20 protein-coding genes and 4 tRNA genes are annotated in these 15,637 nt (G+C 48.2%); 6 read left to right on the top strand and 18 right to left on the bottom strand.

Annotated features, from left to right (window positions below; genetic code table 11):
• Positions 1–137: 137 nt before the first annotated feature.
• Positions 138–623 (top strand): DoxX family protein, encoded by a 486-nt coding sequence (locus DYD62_RS20925; RefSeq protein ID WP_115229848.1) that lies wholly within the window; start codon positions 138–140, stop codon positions 621–623.
• Positions 624–785: 162 nt separating this feature from the next.
• Here DYD62_RS20925 and DYD62_RS20920 read toward each other — a convergent pair whose 3' ends face one another.
• The 11 genes from DYD62_RS20920 to DYD62_RS20870 form a co-directional block, all read right to left on the bottom strand.
• Complete coding sequence (locus DYD62_RS20920; protein ID WP_115229847.1) at positions 786–1,232, bottom strand: hypothetical protein; 447 nt, start codon at positions 1,230–1,232, stop codon at positions 786–788.
• An 80-nt stretch (positions 1,233–1,312) separates the two neighbouring features.
• Positions 1,313–2,089, bottom strand: coding sequence for an MBL fold metallo-hydrolase (locus tag DYD62_RS20915; protein WP_115229844.1), 777 nt, complete (start codon positions 2,087–2,089; stop codon positions 1,313–1,315).
• On the bottom strand, positions 2,086–2,856 hold the full coding sequence (locus DYD62_RS20910; RefSeq protein ID WP_115229842.1) for a TatD family hydrolase: 771 nt from the start codon (positions 2,854–2,856) through the stop codon (positions 2,086–2,088). The genes DYD62_RS20915 and DYD62_RS20910 overlap by 4 nt, the downstream gene beginning before the upstream one ends.
• A 76-nt stretch (positions 2,857–2,932) precedes the next feature.
• Positions 2,933–3,298 (bottom strand): PilZ domain-containing protein, encoded by a 366-nt coding sequence (locus DYD62_RS20905; RefSeq protein ID WP_099398694.1) that lies wholly within the window; start codon positions 3,296–3,298, stop codon positions 2,933–2,935.
• A complete protein-coding gene (holB, locus tag DYD62_RS20900; RefSeq protein WP_115229840.1) occupies positions 3,295–4,314 on the bottom strand; it encodes a DNA polymerase III subunit delta' in 1,020 nt (339 codons plus the stop codon). Before holB ends, DYD62_RS20905 begins: the two co-directional genes overlap by 4 nt.
• Positions 4,315–4,327: 13 nt before the next feature.
• A complete protein-coding gene (gene tmk / locus DYD62_RS20895) occupies positions 4,328–4,954 on the bottom strand; it encodes a dTMP kinase (RefSeq protein WP_115229838.1) in 627 nt (208 codons plus the stop codon).
• Positions 4,955–5,067: 113 nt separating this feature from the next.
• Positions 5,068–5,142: transfer RNA gene (locus DYD62_RS20890), tRNA-Glu, on the bottom strand.
• Between the two features lie 9 nt (positions 5,143–5,151).
• A tRNA-Arg gene (locus DYD62_RS20885) sits at positions 5,152–5,228 on the bottom strand.
• Positions 5,229–5,248: 20 nt separating this feature from the next.
• Positions 5,249–5,324, bottom strand: a tRNA-Glu gene (locus tag DYD62_RS20880).
• A 47-nt stretch (positions 5,325–5,371) separates the two neighbouring features.
• Positions 5,372–5,447 (bottom strand) — tRNA-Ala (locus tag DYD62_RS20875).
• A 73-nt stretch (positions 5,448–5,520) separates the two neighbouring features.
• Positions 5,521–6,324 (bottom strand): outer membrane protein assembly factor BamD, encoded by an 804-nt coding sequence (locus DYD62_RS20870; protein WP_115229835.1) that lies wholly within the window; start codon positions 6,322–6,324, stop codon positions 5,521–5,523.
• Here DYD62_RS20870 and rluD point away from each other — a divergent pair.
• The 5 genes from rluD to DYD62_RS20845 all read left to right on the top strand — a co-directional run bounded on the left by rluD (position 6,323) and on the right by DYD62_RS20845 (position 11,597).
• Positions 6,323–7,372 carry a 23S rRNA pseudouridine(1911/1915/1917) synthase RluD gene (rluD, locus tag DYD62_RS20865; protein WP_115229832.1) on the top strand — a complete coding sequence of 350 codons (1,050 nt, stop codon included), beginning with the start codon at positions 6,323–6,325 and terminating at the stop codon, positions 7,370–7,372. The two genes, DYD62_RS20870 and rluD, sit on opposite strands and share 2 nt — an antisense overlap.
• Positions 7,359–8,117 carry a peptidoglycan editing factor PgeF gene (gene pgeF, locus DYD62_RS20860; protein ID WP_115229830.1) on the top strand — a complete coding sequence of 253 codons (759 nt, stop codon included), beginning with the start codon at positions 7,359–7,361 and terminating at the stop codon, positions 8,115–8,117. Before rluD ends, pgeF begins: the two co-directional genes overlap by 14 nt.
• Positions 8,118–8,160: 43 nt before the next feature.
• Entirely contained in the window at positions 8,161–9,054 is an 894-nt protein-coding gene (locus DYD62_RS20855) for a ZIP family metal transporter (protein WP_115229827.1), read from the top strand.
• Between the two features lie 262 nt (positions 9,055–9,316).
• Positions 9,317–11,383 (top strand): carbon starvation CstA family protein, encoded by a 2,067-nt coding sequence (locus DYD62_RS20850; protein WP_115229825.1) that lies wholly within the window; start codon positions 9,317–9,319, stop codon positions 11,381–11,383.
• On the top strand, positions 11,376–11,597 hold the full coding sequence (locus DYD62_RS20845) for a YbdD/YjiX family protein (RefSeq protein WP_099398687.1): 222 nt from the start codon (positions 11,376–11,378) through the stop codon (positions 11,595–11,597). The genes DYD62_RS20850 and DYD62_RS20845 overlap by 8 nt, the downstream gene beginning before the upstream one ends.
• 105 nt (positions 11,598–11,702) lie before the next feature.
• On the opposite strand, the gene DYD62_RS20840 is transcribed toward DYD62_RS20845, so the two are convergent.
• The 7 genes from DYD62_RS20840 to fliO all read right to left on the bottom strand — a co-directional run bounded on the left by DYD62_RS20840 (position 11,703) and on the right by fliO (position 15,632).
• Positions 11,703–11,936: a hypothetical protein gene (locus DYD62_RS20840; protein WP_479686909.1), complete on the bottom strand. Its 234-nt coding sequence runs from the start codon at positions 11,934–11,936 to the stop codon at positions 11,703–11,705.
• 78 nt (positions 11,937–12,014) lie between these two features.
• The gene (cspE, locus tag DYD62_RS20835) at positions 12,015–12,227 is read right to left on the bottom strand and encodes a transcription antiterminator/RNA stability regulator CspE (RefSeq protein ID WP_115229820.1); all 213 of its coding nucleotides are present in this window, start codon (positions 12,225–12,227) and stop codon (positions 12,015–12,017) included.
• 261 nt (positions 12,228–12,488) lie between these two features.
• Positions 12,489–13,280: a GTP cyclohydrolase FolE2 gene (gene folE2, locus DYD62_RS20830; RefSeq protein WP_115229818.1), complete on the bottom strand. Its 792-nt coding sequence runs from the start codon at positions 13,278–13,280 to the stop codon at positions 12,489–12,491.
• A 128-nt stretch (positions 13,281–13,408) separates the two neighbouring features.
• The gene (fliR, locus tag DYD62_RS20825; RefSeq protein WP_115229815.1) at positions 13,409–14,206 is read right to left on the bottom strand and encodes a flagellar biosynthetic protein FliR; all 798 of its coding nucleotides are present in this window, start codon (positions 14,204–14,206) and stop codon (positions 13,409–13,411) included.
• Positions 14,206–14,475 (bottom strand): flagellar biosynthesis protein FliQ, encoded by a 270-nt coding sequence (gene fliQ, locus DYD62_RS20820; protein ID WP_099398820.1) that lies wholly within the window; start codon positions 14,473–14,475, stop codon positions 14,206–14,208. The genes fliR and fliQ overlap by 1 nt, the downstream gene beginning before the upstream one ends.
• A 3-nt stretch (positions 14,476–14,478) precedes the next feature.
• Entirely contained in the window at positions 14,479–15,222 is a 744-nt protein-coding gene (gene fliP / locus DYD62_RS20815; protein WP_115229813.1) for a flagellar type III secretion system pore protein FliP, read from the bottom strand.
• Complete coding sequence (gene fliO, locus DYD62_RS20810) at positions 15,219–15,632, bottom strand: flagellar biosynthetic protein FliO (RefSeq protein WP_165928663.1); 414 nt, start codon at positions 15,630–15,632, stop codon at positions 15,219–15,221. The genes fliP and fliO overlap by 4 nt, the downstream gene beginning before the upstream one ends.
• Between the last annotated feature and the right edge of the window lie 5 nt (positions 15,633–15,637).

Here is a 15,637-nt window from a genome sequence, read left to right as displayed (position 1 = left end):
GCAGGTACGAAAAAGATTGTGATTTCTGCCCGAAAACAGGGCATGCCTTTAATAAAAAATGCAGATATGTATTTTCTAGTTTAATTTCAGGCATTAAAACGGTACTCATATTTCATGCTATTTAACAGGTGATCGCCATGAAAAAACAACTCTGCAAACTCTACAGTGGCTATCGCTGTGCCGAATCATTATGCATACCATATTTAAGCCCGGTATTTAATCTTGGATTACGTATTTATCTGGCCCAGGTATTCTTTATGTCTGGCCTGACTAAAATACGCAACTGGGATGGTACTTTATTTTTATTTAATTTCGAATATCAAGTGCCATTTATCCCCCCAGAAATGGCCGCCATCATGGCCGCTGGGGGCGAGCTTATTTTGCCGGTATTACTGATTAGCGGCAGCTTAGGGCGATTTGCCGCGGCTGGTTTATTTATACTGAATCTAATGGCGGTTATATCTTACCCAGCCCTGCTGCCCATCGCCCTTAAAGATCATTATCTCTGGGGCGCATTGCTCGCCGTATTAGCCATTTATGGTGCGGGGAAATGGTCGGTAGATGAATGGCTGAATCGGCGCTGCCAAGCTGGTCAAATAAAATCTTTAAACTCCGACCTCTGATAAGCCTTAACACAGCCCGCATTATGGTGGGCTGATGTGATGCCCGGCAACATACAAGTTAACGCCGGGCTTACACCCGCCAATCAACACGAACCCGCTTAAAATTCAATACAGATACTCCGAAAATTAAATCACTACAGCTTGCACAAAAAATAAAACCTTTTAATTTCCTTTTGTACACTTTGCAGATAAATATTTGGTGATATGTAACTCGCCCTCTTCTTTACTTCTTATATCAGCCTCAACAGAACGCCTGTTTTTTGAAAACGTAAAATATAATGGAACACTGATTCTTCCTGCATCAACAATACACAGCAGCTCATTATCTGTTAAACCGCGGCAATCATAAATTTTACTTTCCGAACGATGATCTTTAATGACCCCCTCCAGTGCATTCTCACTTTCAGATATCGCCAAGCTTAAAAACAGCTGATTATCTTCTTCACCCATCAAAGATTGCCCTTTACATCTCAGGCCAGCAAAACTAGCAAAATATTCATCCGCAGATTTAAAAATGCTTTTAGCACTTTGCTTATTATCTATTGGACCACTGGCGTAAATAGCAGGGCAATTCAATAAAATAACTGCCGCCAATAAAAGTTTTTTCATCTTTTTCTCTTTAATTAACCGCAGATTGAAATCATTAAGTAGGCCAGCAAAAGTTTCAGGTGGCGTACCAGCTTCAGTCGTTAAATAGCTTCACTGACTAAGCGCATGCCGTCGTAGCCCACCACCATGCCCGCAGGTAATTCTTGCGAAAGCGCATGGTATTCCAGCTCGTGGGTCATATGGATCATTACGGTTTGTTTTGCACCAATTTGCCTAGCAGCGGCAATGGCCTGATCAACAGAAAAATGCGTAGGGTGAGGCACGCGGCGCAGGCAGTCTAAGAATACGATGTCTAAGCCTTGCAGTTTAGCGATGCTAGACTCGGGGATCTCAGACACATCGGTTAAATACGCCACATTGCCAATGCGATAACCCAAAATTGGCCATTTGCCGTGCATCAGGGGGATTGGCTCGATAGCAATGCCCGCAAATTCAAAAGTGCTGTCGCTTACCGGATGCAGAGTGAGCACCGGTTTATCCCAGAAATTATTAGGCGGGAACAGGGTATAGGGGAAGCGCTGGCGGATATGGTCGAGCATAAACTCGTTACCAAACACTGGAATGGCGGCTTTTTGCAGCCAGCAAAAAGCGCGAATATCGTCGATCCCATTTAAATGATCGGCGTGAGGATGGGTATAGAGCACCGCATCCACATGCAAAAGTTGCTCGCGCAGGGCCTGATGGCGCAGATCAGGGCCGGTATCGATTAAAAATGTTTTACCCCCGGCACGCAACACGGCGGAAGCCCGGGTACGGCAGTTTTTAGGATCAGTCGAGGCGCAGGTCGGGCATGAACAACCCAGCGCTGGCGAGCCACCACTGGAACCTACACCCAATAAAAGCGCCTCTACTTTCATACAGTGGCCCGGTGAAAGAGTTTAAAGAAGTTGGCTGTACTGGCGTCAGCAATCTGATTCACGCTCACGCCGCGCAAATCGGCAATCGATTCAGCAACATGGCGCACCCAGGCTGGCTGGTTTTGCTTGCCACGGAACGGTACTGGCGCTAAATATGGCGAATCAGTTTCGATCAGCATTCTGTCTAAAGGCACTAAGCGTGCCACTTCGTGCAGCTCAACGGCTTTTTTGAATGAAACAATGCCGGAGAAAGAAATATAAAACCCCAGCTCCATCGCCGCCTGCGCCACATCCCAGCTTTCGGTAAAGCAGTGCAATACCCCGCCCACTTCAGCCGCGCCTTCTTCTTTCAGGATACGAATCGTATCCTCTGCAGAAGATCGGGTATGGATAATCAGCGGCAGCCCCGCTATTTTTGCAGCGCGGATATGCACTCTGAAGCGCCCACGCTGCCATTCTAAATCGCCTTGCAAGCGATAATAATCCAAGCCCGTTTCACCAATTGCTACCACCTTATGATGCTTAGCCAGCTCAACAAGCTGCTCCACCGTTGGCTCTGGTGTGTCTTCATAATCAGGGTGCACCCCAACTGAGGCAAAGATATTTGCATGTGCATCGGCCAAAGCCAATACCGAAGGCAGCTCAGGCAGATTTACAGCCACGCACAGGGCATGCGTTACTTTATTCTCAGCCATGTTAAGCAGGTGCTGATCGATATTGGCTGCAAGATCTGGGAAATTAATATGGCAATGCGAATCAATAAACATAGGGACTTCGAGGCGATTAATAAGGTTTTTTAGTAAGAACTAAGACTTGCGAGTACTTACCCTAAATCACGAACAATTACATCGTGTGCGTAGTGCGGGCAGATTGCAAATAGCCCCCCAGCAAGCCTTCAATCTTGGTTTTAGCCTGATTGCCCGCTTCATTGCCAGAAAATTTGACACCTATACCCTGCTGGTGATTATTATTCGCCCCCTGAGGGGTAATCCAGACCACGTTTCCCGACACCGCAATTTTGGCCGGATCATCCAGCAGCGACAGCAGCATAAATACTTCATCCCCCAGTACATAGGCTTTATTGGTCGGAATGAAAATCCCGCCGCCTTTTACAAAAGGCATATAAGAAGCATATAAAGCGGCTTTTTCTTTAATATTCAGCGATAACACACCTGGACGGGAAACCGGTGCTTTGATAGGTTCACTCATTTTCTTCCTCTGCTGCTTTTGCCACGCAATGCATCTAAGTAAGCAAACAATAAAGATTCAAATACTAAGCGCTGATTCAAGGGGTGATGCGCCAAGCGCATGGCCTCGTTTAAGCGATCAGTGTAATGAAAAAAGGCGGGCGATTGAGTTGCAATACGGCGTAAATCGCTATCCCAATCTGGATAATAGCGAAGTTTGCCAGTCATTTTTATATTGATTAAATCGTGAACCCATTTTTGCAGCCAGCTCACGACTAAAGACATCTCCAGCTTCGCTTTTTCAAGCTCTGCGGCCACCGCAAGTACATCTAAAACAGCTGGGTTAGCAATATGGGCTAAGAAAGTTTTCCGATTAGGCAGCCATTCAGCGCTGGCATCTTCTAAAGCGGCTAAGGGTGCGCCACCAGTATGCGCCAGATGAAGCGCGGGGTTAACCACATGCTGCTGCGCCAGCCATGCCATTGCCACCGTTTGATCAGGTGTTGCCATAGGAAACACGCGGCAACGGCTGCGTATAGTAGGCAATAAACGCCGCCAGTGATTGGAGACCAGAATAAACACCGCACCAGATGGTGGTTCTTCTAGTGTTTTTAAAAACGCATTTGCAGCCGCAATATTTAATGCCTCTGCCGGATACACTAGGGTGACACGGATGCCCTTTCGATGTGCCGTCAGATTGACAAAATCAGCCAGATCACGAATATCATCAACACCAATCACCTGAGATTTACGCTTAGGCTTGGCGTCTTCACCCGCCTCAGCATCACCATCTGCTGGGGAAACCAGGCGAAAATCCGGGTGATTGCCTGCCAGATACCAGCGGCAGCCATCACATACGCCACATGGTGCCGTCGTTTTTGTACTGTCTTCACACAATAATAGCTGAGCCAGATATTCGGCAAAACGCCTCTTCCCTATTCCTTCCTCACCTGTGATCAGCAAGGCATGAGGCAAGCGGTCGATTTCGCGCATCAATTGTGACCAAGGTGCGGCTTGCCATGGGTAAAGTGTTTTCATCGTGGCACTCGCGTTAAAGGAAGGCGCTCAGTATCTCTGCCAGCTCGGCTTGAATCTGCTCTAGGGTGCGATTGGCATCAATCACCCGAATCCGCTCAGGCTCACTGGCCGCCCGTTCTAAATATGCGGCACGTACCCGCGCGTGAAAATCAGCCGCTTCGCGCTCAAACCGATCCAGTGCACGCCCGGCAGACATACGCTCCTGACTGATCGACAAGGGTACATCAAAAATTAAGGTTAAATCAGGTTGGATTTTATGTAGGCCGCTGCCCTGCACCCATTCTTCCAAAGCCAGAAATTTCTCACGCGGCAAACCTCGCCCGCCCCCCTGATAGGCGTAGCTTGCATCGCTGAAACGATCGCAAAGCACCCATTCGCCGCGCTCTAATGCGGGCAAAATCACCTGAGCGAGGTGTTCACGCCGCCCAGCAAACATCAGTAGGGTTTCTGTCTCCAGATGCATAGGCTCCGTCAGGAGTAATTCACGCAGTTTTTCGCCCAAAGAAGTGCCACCTGGCTCTCGCGTCTGAACAAACGCCACGCCCTTTTGCGATAAGCACTGCGCAATCCAGGCTAATTGAGTGCTTTTACCCGCGCCATCAATACCTTCTACCGAAAGAAAACGACCCAACGCTGCCATATTGATTGTATTCCTGAAAAAGGAGAGCTTCCCGCCAGAATCTTACATGGGAAACCTTAAAGCTAAATTTTACAGACGAAAAAAAACCTGCCACATGGGCAGGTTTTTTTATATGGCGTTCCCACGGGGAATCGAACCCCGGCCGCCGCCGTGAAAGGGCAGTGTTCTAACCGCTAAACTATGGGAACATAAACTACTGGTGCGGCTGAAGAGATTCGAACTCCTGACCCTCTGGTTCGTAGCCAGATACTCTATCCAACTGAGCTACAGCCGCACGATAAAACTTTTAAATCTTGGCGTTCCCACGGGGATTCGAACCCCGGTCGCCGCCGTGAAAGGGCAGTGTCCTAGGCCTCTAGACGATGGGAACATACTTCTTTAATCGTAAGCCATGCTATTTTATGACTTACTTCAATCTGGTGGAGGTAAGCGGAATCGAACCGCTGACCTCTTGCATGCCATGCAAGCGCTCTACCAACTGAGCTATACCCCCCGAAAGAGATCCGAATATTACAGAGCAAATTTCAGCCTGTAAACCCCCAAATTGAAAATAAATTAAATATTTCTTACCAAGGCTTCCACCAATCCGCATCAGAGAACAGGCTTGATTCATCTAGGACCGTGGTTTGAGGATAATTTTTAAACAACACTTTTTTGGCATCGTCCCGAAGCTCAATCAAACCCAGCTTATCGTATGCCAAAGCCATGATGCCTAAAGCGGGCTCCACCTGCTTAGTACTCGAATAGGTTTCCAGTAAATATTTACCACGATTTGCTGCCGCCAAAAATGCACCGCGATTGTAATAGTACTTGGCTACATGTAATTCGTGGCTGGCCAGCGCCCCCACCAGATAGCCCATACGCACAGTTGAATCGGCCGCATATTTACTATCAGGGAAACGAGTAACAAGCTGGCGGAAGGTATCGAAGGATTCGCGTGCTGCCTTAGGATCGCGCTCCGACATATCCTGTTTGATCAGGCTGGACAAAAAGCCCTGCGCCTCATTAAAGTTAACCAAACCCTTTAAATAGTAGGCGTAATCAATATTTGGGTGCGCTGGGTATTGCTTAATAAAGCGATCAATTGCTGCAAAAGCAAGCAGAGGCTCTTGGTTTTTATAGTGGTTATAAGCGGTTTCAATTTGCGCCTGCTGAGCGTGCCGCCCATAGGGAAAACGCGCTTCTAATTTTTCAAACAATTTGTTTGAACGATCAAAATTGCGGCTTTCTTGCTCTGCTTTTGCCTCTGTAAAAATCTTCTCGGCGGTCCAGCCACGGGTTTCATCCTGTTCATCAGGAGTGGATGCGCAAGCTGCCAATAATCCGGCAAGTACTGCAGAGACGATGAATCGCGGTAGAATCTTATTCATGATGCATTCCGAAAACGAATTAAACGATTATAACGACTTCGAGCAGGCGCGTGTCCTGACCGTGCCATCCGATTTGGCAGGGGAGCGCTTGGACGCTGCTTTAGCCAAGATGCTGCCCGAGTTTTCCCGTAACCGACTCTCAACATGGATCAAAGACGGCTTAGTCTTTCTTAACGGCAACCCTGCCGTCCCCAAAACAAAATTATGGGGTGGTGAAACGATTAGCGTCTTACCCCAACCCGAAGCAGATGAAAGTGCCTTTCAGCCTGAAGATATCGAATTAGATATTATTTATGAAGATGCTACCTTACTTGTGCTGAACAAAGCACCAGGTTTGGTTGTGCATCCTGGCACAGGTAATTGGACAGGCACTGTACTTAACGGCTTACTCCACCGCTACCCGGAACTTAAAACCATTCCCCGCGCAGGCATCGTACACCGACTGGACAAGGATACCAGTGGGCTCATGGTAATTGCACGCACCTTAATGGCACAAAACAGCCTTGTACAACAATTACAAGCACGTACCGTTAAGCGCCACTATATGGCAATCGCCCAAGGTTTGCTCTCTAACGACGGAAAAGTAGATGCGCCAATTGGCCGCCATCCTAAAGAAAGAATCAAGATGGCAGTCGTCTACTCAGGTAAACATGCTGTAACCCATTACAAGATTCGTGAGCACTTTACAGCGCACACTCTGGTTGAATGCCAGCTTGAAACTGGCCGCACGCATCAGATTCGCGTACACATGGCCCACATCAACCACCCGCTTGCAGCCGACCCGATTTACGGCGGGAAACCCAGAATACACTCGCCAGAAGTCAGCATTGCGCTGAGTGAATTTGCACGCCAGGCATTACATGCCCGCAAACTGTCGCTTATTCACCCTGAAACGGGCAAAACCATGACCTGGAAAGCACCATTGCCAGAAGACATGGACATGCTGGTGAATGTACTGCGCTTAGACGCAGGCATGCTGGAAGAAGACTGGGACGACGATTGGGATGTTGACGACAGTGATTGCGAAGTCATGTATGTCCGTGAATAACCCTCTACCCTCAATGTGGATCAGGCCAGACTGGCCTGCACCTGCCACGGTGCAGGCTATTTCGACCAGCCGCCAAGGGGGTGTCAGTACCGCGCCCTGGGCGAGCCTCAATTTGGGAAACCATGTAGACGACTCGCCTGAGGCCGTTGCCCGCAACCGTGCCATCGTGCGCCAGTATCTGCCGGCCAGCCCTGTTTGGCTGACGCAGGTACACGGTGTGCAGGTGGCAAATGCCGCTATAGCCCCTCAAAACAGCGAAGCAGACGCCATCACCGCACACACGGCCAATGCAGTATGTGCGGTGATGACGGCAGACTGTCTGCCCGTCTTGCTGTGCAATCAGGCAGGCACCGTGGTGGGCGCTGCTCATGCAGGCTGGCGCGGTCTGTGTAACGGCGTCATCGAAGCCACGATCCAGCAAATGCATGCCCCTACTGAAACACTGATGGCATGGCTAGGGCCGGCCATTGGGCCAAGTGCGTTTGAAGTGGGAGATGAAGTCCGTACGGCATTTATAGCGCACGATCATCGCTCAATCGACGCATTTAAACCCAGTCAAAACACAGGAAAATGGCTGGCCGATATTTATCTGCTTGCCAGACAAAGACTTCAGGCCAGCGGTGTAAATGCAATTTATGGTGGTGATTTTTGTACGGTCACAGATTCTGAGCGCTTCTTCTCTTACCGCCGTGATCAGCGCACAGGCCGTATGGCCAGCTTAATTTGGCTGACCGATGAATCCTGAAATGCTACACTGTTGCATCTACAGATATTCTGAAAGTATTTAAATGAGTGTTCTTGCATGGATTATGACCGCCAGCGTGGCGGGCAGCCTGCTGAGTGTGCTCGCTGCTGCGTGCATTGCCTACGCTGCGCGGCCCAGCTGGATTCCTAAATTAGTCAGCTTTGCGGTCGGCTCTCTTCTGGCCGCTTCTTTTCTGGAAATCCTTCCCCATGCCTTTGGTGAACATGATCACCGGCCCGTGGCTGTCCAAACGACAAGCAGCGGCGGCCCGATCATTGCGGAGCTTAGCCATGAAGAACACGGGCATGCAGCAAGCCCAGCCCACGATGAACACACACAAGCCCCCTCGGCATCCAGCATTTCTTTAACGCTGCTGGCAGGAATTCTGGCGTTTTTTATAATGGAAAAACTCGTGATCTGGCGGCATTGCCATCACGAAGAATGCGAAGAATTAGAGCCGCACGAACACCAACACGGGCATGGCCACGGCCGAGCAGGGTTGATGATTATCATTGGTGATACCTTCCATAACTTTCTGGATGGCGCACTGATTGCTGCCGCCTTTATGACCGATATAAACGTTGGGATCGCTACATCGCTGGCGATTATTGCACATGAAGTACCGCAAGAAGTCGGCGATTTTATTGTGCTCTTGCATTCTGGCTATAGCAAAACCAAGGCTTTGCTGCTCAATGCCATGTCCTCACTTGCCGCACTGATCGGCGCACTCCTAGCCTACTGGTCGCTGCAAATGGTAACTCACTGGCAACCTTACCTACTGGCGCTGGGCGCATCCAGCATGATTTATGTTGCCATTGCCGACCTCATCCCTGGTCTGCATAAACGCCCTCAGCTTAAAGACACCGCTCAGCAAGTCACACTGATTCTGGCTGGCGTCGCTTTTATTGCTGTGCCGCACTTTTTATTCCCTCACTAATTAAGCCTGCTGTGTGGCCGGGGCATGAAATGCCTCTGCCACACCTTCGTCTAGCCATCCATCAAGAACAAACATCCAATGCAAGATGCGATGCTTTATCGCCTTGCTCACGACTGTTTGAAACAAAATTTCATCAGATTCCTACATAGATCCCCTTTTTAACTGACCACTAGGGAAAGCACCTATGGGACGATCAACGGCATCGTTTCATCATGGGCTACACCGTAAGTTATTCAAAAAAAACAGTAATCAAGGGACGATGATGAATCATTTCAAAAAATGGGGGGTCTGGCTGCTGGTAGCTCTGGGTGGCGCATTCTCCTTTGCTATGCTGGCGCTCAGCCGGGGAGAGCATGTCAACGCAGTCTGGCTGGTTTTAGCCGCCATCTCCTGCTACAGCATTGCTTACCGCTTTTATTCCAAGTTTATCGCCGAAAAAATCTTCGAGCTCGATGATAACCGCCCTACTCCAGCCCAACGCCGCAATGATGGCCTAGATTATGTACCCACCAATAAATGGGTGTTATTTGGCCATCACTTTGCAGCCATTGCCGGTGCAGGCCCCTTGGTTGGGCCAATTCTGGCGGCACAAATGGGCTTTCTACCCGGCACCATCTGGATTCTGGTCGGCGTGATGCTGGCAGGAGCGGTGCAGGATTTTTTAGTGTTATTTATTTCTACCCGCCGCGACGGGCGCTCCTTAGGCGAAATGGCCAAGCAGGAGTTAGGTGCATTTGCTGGTGTGATTGTGATGCTGGGTGCGCTGGGCGTGATGATTATCATCTTATCAGCACTGGCTTTAGTCGTTGTTAAGGCGCTGGCTGAAAGCCCTTGGGGCGTGTTCTCAATTGCCGCAACCATTCCTATTGCGCTGTTTATGGGCGTTTATATGCGCTATCTGCGCCCGGGCCATATTGGTGAGATCTCCCTAATTGGCTTTGTGCTGATGATGGCGGCAATTGTATTTGGTGGCGATATCGCAGCCAATCCAGAATGGGCTCCGCACTTTACCATGCGTGGCACGGAGCTGACTTGGGCTCTGATTATTTACGGCTTTATTGCCTCAGTATTGCCGGTGTGGCTACTCTTAGCGCCTCGTGATTACCTGTCTACTTTCTTAAAAATTGGTGTGATTGCGGGCCTAGCCGTGGGGATTGTATTTGCCGCTCCAGAATTAAAAATGCCTGCCGTCAGCCGTTTTATTGATGGCAGCGGCCCGGTTTTTGCCGGCAGCCTGTTCCCATTTCTGTTTATCACCATTGCTTGTGGTGCAATCTCGGGCTTTCACGCCTTAGTAGCATCCGGCACCACACCTAAGCTGATCGAGAAAGAAAGTCATATCCGCATAATTGGCTATGGCTCGATGCTGATGGAATCGTTTGTGGCCCTGATGGCGCTGATTTGTGCATCCGTGCTTGAGCCAGGCGTGTATTTCGCAATGAATTCCCCTGCAGCACTGATTGGCAGCACGGTAGAAAGCGCATCGCAAGTGATAAATGGTTGGGGGTTTGTCATTACGCCAGACTATCTGACACAAATTGCTAAAGATGTGGGTGAGCATTCGATTCTATCCCGTGCTGGTGGTGCCCCAACCTTTGCCGTTGGTATGGCGCATATCATCAGCACTATTACGGGCAGCACGGCCATGATGGGCTTTTGGTACCACTTTGCCATCTTGTTTGAAGCGCTATTTATTCTAACTGCCGTCGATGCGGGCACGCGCGCTTGCCGCTTTATGGTGCAGGACACCGTGGGTGTATTTATTCCAGCCTTAGCAAAAAGCCAATCATGGGTTGGCAATTTAATCGGTACGGCTGTGGCGGTTTCTGGCTGGGGTTTCTTTGTTTATCAAGGTGTGACTGATCCGCTGGGTGGGATCAATACGCTGTGGCCCTTGTTTGGGATTGGCAACCAGATGCTCGCCACCATGGCACTGCTGCTTGGTACGGTGGTCATCTTTAAGATGAAAAAACAGCGCTATGCCTGGGTCACCATTCTGCCAACGGTATGGCTATTTATCACGTCTATGACGGCTGGCTGGCAAAAGATTTTCCATGAAAACCCTAAGATCGGTTTTTTGGCACAAGCAAAACGCTTTAATACCGCCATTGCCGACGGCACTCTGCTTGCTCCGGCCAAGAGCATTGCAGACATGGAAAGGATAGTATTTAACAATCAAATCAACACGGCCCTTTGCGCCTTCTTTATGCTGGTGGCCATGACCATGCTGGTGGCGGCCATTATTCAAATCCGCAAAGCACTGAGTAATAAAAATACCTCAGTGCATGAAATTGGCGGGCCATTAGTCAGCGAGGCAAGTCATGCTTAAGTTTCTAAAACCCGGCTCCGCCTTCAGAAGCAATGCTTATAAGGTGGTGCAAACCTGCCGTCTGATGGTAGGCGTGCATGATTACGAAAATTATCTGGCACATATGCAGGCCCACCACCCGGAATTACCCGCTAAAACGCGCAAAGAGTTTTATCAATATTGCCTTGAGGCGCGCTTTCCGGGGGCAGGGAAGATCAGCAAATGCCCTTGCTAGTTTTTTGAGTTAGCCAACACCAGAGCCTGATGGCTCTGGTTTTTTCTATTTATAAACGAGTCCTGTGCCGAGCATTAGGCAAGAAAATAACGAATTTTATACGCCTTAAACGTCTTCCTCTTCTTCCCGCTTACGCTCTTTCACAATTTGCTTACCACGTTTAAGCCAGATAAGAATCACGGTGGGCATGAAGCCAAAGATAAAGAAAACAACCAAACCTTTGGCGATGCTGCCCATCACGATAGAAAACATCATCACCACGTATAAATAGCCAATCAAAATAATATACATAGTGCATCCAATCAAAAAAAAGCCTCGTTTCCGAGGCTTTGCTTGTATCTGAATCTGTCTAAAAAAGTAATAGCTTCGCTGCTCATCATGCTTAAGTCTGGCTGAGCCATAAACCAGACTACGCTCTTACAAAGCCACTACGTTTGCCGCTGAGGGGCCTTTCTGCCCTTGCTCAACAGTAAACTCAACCCGCTGCCCTTCGTCCAAGGTTTTAAAGCTAGTCGACTGAATAGCAGAAAAATGCACAAATACATCTTTGCTGCCGTCTTCAGGAGAAATAAAACCAAAACCTTTTTCGCTATTAAAAAACTTTACAGTACCTGTCATTTTTGCTGACATCACGTTTTCCTAGTAATTAAGTAGGTGCCTTGTTTATGCAGCGACATTTGCTTACTTATTCAGGCACAACAAAAAAATGCCCCAAACTACAACCTGAAGGTCTGCTGACACAAAAAAAGCTTTTGCAATCACATATACAAAGCCTCACTACTGCGAAGCCATCTGTAGTTAGCAAAATACCAGACTTACTTGTTTTAACAAATACTGAAAGCAAAATACAGAAAAAGTGTGGCCGAAACATGCACCAAATTCAGCTTAAAATTACGCTTCGCGTTTATCGTGCTCAATCAGCGCGTAAGCGGAGTGATTATGAATCGACTCAAAGTTTTCTGATTCAACCACATAGGCGCTTACCCGAGGGTCTGCATGCACACGAGCCGCCACATCACGCACCATATCTTCTACAAACTTCGGATTATCATAAGCACGCTCAGTCACAAATTTCTCATCCGGGCGCTTGAGTAAACCCCATAACTCTGAAGAAGCTTCCTGCTCGATCAGGGTCACGATTTCCTCAATCCAGATGCTCTGAGCCAGCGTTGCCGTTACGGTAACGTGTGAGCGCTGGTTATGCGCGCCATAAGCGGAGATTTTCTTCGAACAAGGGCAAAGGCTGGTCACGGGTGCGAGTACTTTAAGCTTTTGCTCAAACACGCCATTTTTTAACTCGCCAACCAGAGTGATGTCGTAATCCATCAGGCTTTGTACACCCGAAACTGGCGCTGTTTTATTGATAAAATACGGGAAACGCATTTCCAGATAACCGGATTCTGCTTCTAAACGATCGCACATTTCGCGCAGAATCGTTTCAAAAGAATCCACCGAGATTTCTTTCTCGTGGCTGTTCAGGATCTCCACAAAGCGCGACATATGCGTGCCTTTGAATTGCTTAGGCAAAAACACATACATATCAAACATGGCGATAGTGTGCTGCACGCCATCGGTACGATCCGCTACTTTAACTGGGTGACGAATGGACTTAATGCCCACTTTATTGATCGCAATATTGCGGGTATCCACCGTGTTTTGCACGTCGGCAATCGCCATGGTCATGGGGTATAGCTCCAAAAGATTCTGATGAGTCAGATTATAACACTGAGAATACCCGAGTAAAGTGCTCGGGAATTATTGTAAAAATCTACACTGCTGATAGGCAAAAACTTAAGCTCTCTGACCAGCCCTTACTTCCCGGCAAAAGCGGCCATCATTCTGGCAGCAAATTTTGAACCGTCGCTCAGCATCATCTCAATATGTGCAGGCATATAGGGCATAGATAAGTACATCGCAAGAAGACCAATCCCCATCATCAGCGGAAAGCCCACCGCAAACACATTCAGCTGCGGCGCGGCGCGGGTCATGATCCCAACCGCCAGATTGGTTACCAATAAAGAACCAATCACCGGCAAGGAAAGCAAAACCCCTGCACGAAAAATCAGCGCACCATAATCAACCAGCAATTTAAAACCTAAACCTGAGATGGGTTCTGCCCTGACAGGCAAGCTGGTAAAACTATCGAGCAAAGTATGTAAAACCATTAAATGGCCATTTAATGCCAGAAAGACCAGAATGGTCATTAAGCTCAAAAACTGCGCAACAATTGGTACACTCGTCGCATGTAACGGATCATAAAACGAAGCAAAACCTAAACCCATTTGCAAACCCGCTAAATGCCCGGCCATTTCCATGGCAGAAAAAATAATCCGCACGATATAGCCAATTGCAATACCAATCAGCAGCTGATTAATCACAATCAGAATACCAGCTGGCGACACTACAGGCACCTGGGGCATTACCGGTAAAACAGGGGCAATAATCAAAGAAATAAAGATAGCAACGCAGACACGTACTTTAACACTGATTGCTTTACTGGAATAAAAAGGGTCGGCTAATAAAAAGCCAAAGATGCGGCAAAATGGCCACCAGAAAATAGCCAGCCACAGATCAATCTGTACCTGGCTGACTGTCCAAATATCGTTCATCAGCCAATCAACTGCGGAATACTTTGAAATAAACGGATCGTGTAATCCATAGCGGTTTCAATCATCCAAGGACCGATTAAAATAAACACTAAAAAGGTAATCAGCAGCTTGGGAATAAAAGAAAGCGATGCTTCATTAATCTGTGTTGCTGCCTGAAAAATACTCACCACAAGGCCCACCACCAGCGCAGTCAGCAGCAGAGGCCCACCCAGCAGCACCATCACTTCCATGGCTCTTTGAATTACCGTTACAACGGTTTCAGGCGTCATTTGCTACCCTGCAACATAAAAGCTTTGTACTAAGGATCCCATCAGTAAAGCCCAGCCATCCACTAATACAAATAACATTAATTTGAAGGGTAAAGAAATAATTACCGGCGAAACCATCATCATCCCCATGGCCATTAAAATACTGGCCACCACAAAATCGATAATAATAAAGGGGATAAAAACAATAAAGCCAATTTGAAATGCTGTTTTAAGCTCACTGGTTACAAAAGCAGGGACTAAGGTTCTTAGACTCACATCTTCCGGGCCATTGGGTTTTTGCGCTCCGGAAATATCAATAAAAAATGCTAAATCTTTTTGCCGAGTTTGTTTCAGCATAAAGTCTTTTAACGGCACCACCCCTTTTTCAACCGCCTGATTAAAACCTATTTTCTGCTCGGCATAAGGCTGATAAGCCACCTGATAAATTTTATCAAAAACAGGCGACATCACAAAAAAGGTAAGAAATAAAGACATTCCCACAATAACCTGATTAGGCGGGGCCTGCATGGTGCCTAAAGCCTGGCGCAATAAAGACAATACAATCACAATGCGGGTAAATGCCGTCATCATTAATAACAGCGCGGGTAAAAACCCCAGAGCGGTTAAAAATAATAAAGTCTGGATAGGTAAACTATATTGAGTTCCGCCCGTTTGCGCATTTGCCGTCATAAAGGGAATGCCCGGATCTGCTGCAAACACCGCTCCGGCAAACAATAGCCCCATCACCACAATCATCAAGCGCTTCAAGACGTTTTCCTTTGTAGTATTGTGGCCAGTCTGGCTGCAAAGGGCGAAGTAAGTGGCACGGGCTCTGTTTGCTCAGGTGCATCCAAGGTGTGCAGCAAATTCACTGCACTGGCAGTTACACCCAGCACCAGCCAGCGCCCTTCGACTTCAACCACCACAACCCGCTCCTTGCTGCCCACCATAACGCCACTCACTACTCTCAGCGTTTGTGCATTGCTCATGGGCAGCAAAGACAAACGCCGCACCAGCCAGGCACTCAACAAAATCAGGCCAATGACAAAAGCCAATGCCAGCGTAACCTGAGCAATAGACATCAGGCTTGAAGAAGGGGCGGCGGCGGGGGAGGATACATTGGCCCTAGCCCATAAGGGCAAGCAAGCCAAAGCGAAAAAACGCAGAAAAAATGACACTCTCA

The organism is Iodobacter fluviatilis (genome assembly GCF_900451195.1).
GTDB lineage: Bacteria > Pseudomonadota > Gammaproteobacteria > Burkholderiales > Chitinibacteraceae > Iodobacter > Iodobacter fluviatilis.
This window is presented reverse-complemented; position numbering and strand designations above follow the sequence as displayed.